Genomic DNA, 4,070 nt, shown 5'->3' with positions numbered 1-4,070 from the left:
TGCGCGACGGAGCGGGCCTGCGGCACCTGCTCGACACGCTCGACGACGCGCCGCTGCGCCGGATCCGTGGGCGCGCCGACGCCGAGGACGCGGCACTCACCCTGACGGCGCGGGCCGTGGCGGCGGCCGCTGCGCACCGCACCGAGTCGAGGGGCTGCCACCACCGCGCGGACCATCCGGACACCGATCCGCACCAGGCCGTGAGCATCGGCATCACCCGCGACGCCGACGGCCGCGTGCACGCACAGGAGGAGATCGCGGCATGCTGCTGACGACGCTGAGCGACGCGGAACTGCGTGAGGCCCGCGACACGGTCACCCGGGCGCTCGACGAGGATCTGCGGTACGGCCCGGACATCACGACGCGGGCCACGGTCGCCGAGCACGCCACCACCACGGCGGCGATGGTCACCCGCGAACCCGGCGTGGCCGCCGGACTGGACCTCGCGGTGCTCGTCCTCGACGAGGTGATCGGCCGCGACGCCTACCGGATCACCCACCGCGTCGACGACGGTGCCCGGCTCGACGCCGGAGACGCGCTGCTCACCGTCGAGGGGCCCACCCGGGGCCTGCTGACCGCCGAACGCACCATGCTGAACCTGGTCTGCCACGTGTCGGGGATCGCGACCGCCACCGCCGCATGGGTGGATGCGGTGGCCGGCACCGACGCCCGGATCCGCGACACCCGTAAGACGCTGCCGGGCCTGCGGGCGCTGCAGAAGTACGCGGTGCGGGTCGGCGGCGGGGAGAACCACCGGATGGGCCTCGGCGACGCCGCGCTCATCAAGGACAACCACGTCGCGGCGGCAGGCTCGGTGGTGGCGGCGCTGCGCAAGGTCCGTGCCGCGGCCCCGGACCTGCCGTGCGAGGTCGAGGTGGACTCCCTGGAACAACTCGACGAGGTGCTGGCGGAAGGCCTGGGAGCCGACGGACTGGTGCTGCTCGATAACTTCCCGGTCTGGCAGACCCAGATCGCCGTGCAACGCCGAAACAACGCCGCGCCCGCCACCAGGCTCGAGTCGTCGGGCGGACTCACCCTCGACACGGCGGCCGACTACGCCCGCACCGGGGTGGACTACCTGGCGGTCGGCGCCCTCACCCACTCTGTGCGGGTGCTCGACATCGGTCTGGACGTCTAGGCCGCCGGGAGCACCTTCGACCACAGCACAGCGCCGGTGCTGTCACAGAGGTTGACGGTGAGGGCTCGCGAATCCTTGTCTATCGTCACCTCGCCGAAATGCTGGAAGCCCTCTGCGGGCGACGTGTTCTCCTCGGTCGGCGCGTGTACGAATTCGTATGCCGCGCCGAAGGTTCCGTCGAGCGGGCTGGCCGGGAACGCGCCCGCGTTGAGCGGCCCGGAGACGAACTCGTAGAACGGGCTGAAGTCTGTGAACGCCGCCCGGTCGGGGTGGTAGGAGATCGCCGCCGTGCAGTGCACGTCGGCGGTCAGGTAGACGACGTTGGGGACGTCCCTTGTCGCGGTGAGGATCCGGGCGATCTCGGCCTCCCGTCCGAGCGGCCGGCCCGGATCACCCTGAGCCACGCCCTCGATCGACTTCGGCCCGCTCGGCGGATCGGACGCGGCGTCGGGGACGACGATCCCCAACGGCAGGTCGTTGGCGACCACCTTCCATGTGGCTTTCGAGGCGCGAAGGGAGTCGATCAACCACTGCGATTGCGCGGCGCCGAGCACTCCGGCGCCACCGCCGGTGGCCCAGGCGTCCGGATTGGGGTTCTTGTAGCTGCGCATGTCCAGCATGAAGACGTCGAGCAGATGACCGTAGGCGATCCGGCGGTGGACCCGCCCGTCGACGGACTCGCTGACGTCGATGGGTTGCCACTCGCGCCACGCCTGATGACCGAAACCGGCCAGCGCGTCGAGATCGGGCCGGGCGTAGCCCTTGCGTGACTGACCCCCGAGATCCTCGCCCGGGTACCAGTTGTTGATGACCTCGTGGTCGTCCCACTGGACGAGTTGCGGCACAGCGGCGTTGAAGTACCGGTAGTTCGCGTCGGTCAGGTTGTACTGGTAATTGCCGCGGAACTGGTCGAGGGTCTGGGCCACCTGGTCCTTCGCGGGTGCGGTGACGTTGCGGTAGATCTTCCCGTTGTTCTGCTTCTGGGTGGCCGTGATGGGGTTGTCGGCGTAGATCGCATCACCCGAGTGGATGAAGAAGTCGGGCCGGCGGTCGGCCATCACCCTCCAGACCGTCATGCCGCCGGTGTCGGCGTTGATGCCCCAGCCCTGGCCGGCGACGTCGCCCGACCAGAGGAACCGGATGTCGGCCGGCGCGGCCGGGGCGGTGGTGAAGACTCCGGTGAGTGGTTCGCCGCGCGCCCCGTCGTCGCCTTCCAGGGTCACGCGATAGTGCACCTGCTGACCCGGTTCCAACCCGGTGAGGCGGATGCGTCCGGTCCCGTCGCTGTCGGGTGTCAGCAGCGGGCCGCGCACCAGGACGGGATTCGTGAACTCCTCGCTGGACGCGGTCTCCACGATCATGGTCGCGGGAGTGTCCGACCGCGCCCAGAGCAGCGCCCCGTCGGGCCGTGGATCCCCGGATGCCACCCCGTGTGTCAGCCGGGGTCGTGCCCGCACCAGACCGGGTGTGGATGTCGCGGCGGACCCACACGAGGTGAGGGCGCCGCCGGCGAGAGCGGCGCCCGCGGGCACGAGCAGTGCTGCGCGCAGCATCGATCGGCGGGGAAGGCGATTCGTCACCCGACGAGAGTGGCCACACCGCGATGCGCGGGAGTGTCCGTGAGATGAACCGCGGATGAGCATCGACGGCACGAGCCGGCATCCGCATCGGACAGGTAACTGTTTAAAACTGGATTAACGGTTACTCTAGGAGAGCACTCTCGGCGAAAGGAGTCCACCCGTGAAACGCACCGTCAAGACCAGGCACCTCTACCGCCACGTCGACGGACTGCGGGTGCACTACCGCGAGTCCGGTACGCCGTCGTCGACGGCCGTGCTCCTGCTGCACGGCTTCCCGACGTCGTCGTACTCGTTCCGCGACGTGCTGCCGGTTCTCGGGGAGCAGATCTATGCGATCGCCGCCGACCTGCCCGGGTTCGGCTTCTCCGATGCGCCGCCGCTCGAGGAGTTCGAGTACACCTTCGAGCACCTGTCCCGGGTCATCGAGTCGCTGCTCGACGACCTCGGCGTGCAGCGCTACGTGCTCTACGTGACGGACTACAGCACGCCCGTCGGATATCTGATGGCGATGCGGCACCCGGAACGGGTGCTCGGCCTCGTCCTGCAGAACGGCAACACCCACGAGTCCGGGCTGCACGAGGCGTGGGACGCGCCCCGCCGGTTCTGGGCGGATCCGACGCCGGAGAACCGGGCGGCGCTGCCGGACTGGCTGAACTTCGACGGCACCCGTGACCAGTACATCGGCGGCCTGCCGGAGGAGCTGCAGGACCTCCATCCGCGCGAGTCGTGGCATCTCGACTGGGAACGGATCTCCCGGCCCGGGAACGTCGACGTCCAGTTCCAGCTCTTCTACGACTACCGCAACCACGTCGCCCGGTTCCCCGACATCGCGGCCTATCACCGCCGGCATCAGCCGCCGTGCCTGGTGCTCTGGGGCAGGCACGACCCGTTCTTCGACATCGCCGAGGTGCTGGCGTACCACCGCGACATGGCCACGCTCGACGCCCATCTCTACGACGGCGGCCACCAGCTGCTCGAGACCTACGCCGCGGAGGTCGCCGAGCTGCTGGTCACCTTCGTCGGGGACGTGCTGGACCGGGCGGGGGCCAGGACCTGAGCACCACCTGGACCGACGGCCACTTCGTCGCCGGTGACGTCGTACTGGACTTCGCGAACACCGTCTACCGGCGGACGCCGGAGCCGGGCGCCGACCTGTTGGACAGTGCCGACGACCTCGCCGGCTGGTTCGCCCACGCGGCGCTGCTGCCGTCGGGCGCGCAGGTCCCCGAGACCGCGCTGCGGGAGGCGCGTGAGCTGCGCGCACTGTGCTGGGCGGTGTTCGACGCGCAGCGCGACGGCCGTCGGCTCCCGTCGGATGCGCTGGCCGGCCTGCTGGCGGCCGCGCACCGGGG

General features: G+C 70.2%; 4 protein-coding genes and 1 pseudogene. 4 read left to right on the top strand and 1 reads right to left on the bottom strand.

The window, feature by feature from the left end; genetic code table 11:
• Window positions 1-272 (top strand): annotated as a pseudogene (locus tag Q2100_RS30135) (L-aspartate oxidase); the annotation flags it as partial.
• Complete coding sequence (nadC, locus tag Q2100_RS30130) at window positions 263-1,138, top strand: carboxylating nicotinate-nucleotide diphosphorylase (RefSeq protein WP_302916967.1); 876 nt, start codon at window positions 263-265, stop codon at window positions 1,136-1,138. The pseudogene Q2100_RS30135 and the gene nadC, both read left to right, overlap by 10 nt.
• Here the strand turns inward: nadC and Q2100_RS30125 are convergent.
• Window positions 1,135-2,691, bottom strand: coding sequence for an alkaline phosphatase D family protein (locus Q2100_RS30125; RefSeq protein WP_302916969.1), 1,557 nt, complete (start codon window positions 2,689-2,691; stop codon window positions 1,135-1,137). The two genes, nadC and Q2100_RS30125, sit on opposite strands and share 4 nt — an antisense overlap.
• A gap of 187 nt (window positions 2,692-2,878) precedes the next feature.
• Here Q2100_RS30125 and Q2100_RS30120 point away from each other — a divergent pair, with 187 nt between their 5' ends.
• Complete coding sequence (locus tag Q2100_RS30120) at window positions 2,879-3,775, top strand: alpha/beta fold hydrolase (protein WP_302916966.1); 897 nt, start codon at window positions 2,879-2,881, stop codon at window positions 3,773-3,775.
• The coding region (locus tag Q2100_RS30115; RefSeq protein ID WP_302916968.1) for an ABATE domain-containing protein at window positions 3,772-4,070 on the top strand (299 nt) is incomplete at its 3' end. The genes Q2100_RS30120 and Q2100_RS30115, both read left to right, overlap by 4 nt.

It is taken from the genome of Mycolicibacterium arseniciresistens, assembly GCF_030519285.1.
Taxonomy (GTDB): domain Bacteria; phylum Actinomycetota; class Actinomycetes; order Mycobacteriales; family Mycobacteriaceae; genus Mycobacterium; species Mycobacterium arseniciresistens.
This window is presented reverse-complemented; position numbering and strand designations above follow the sequence as displayed.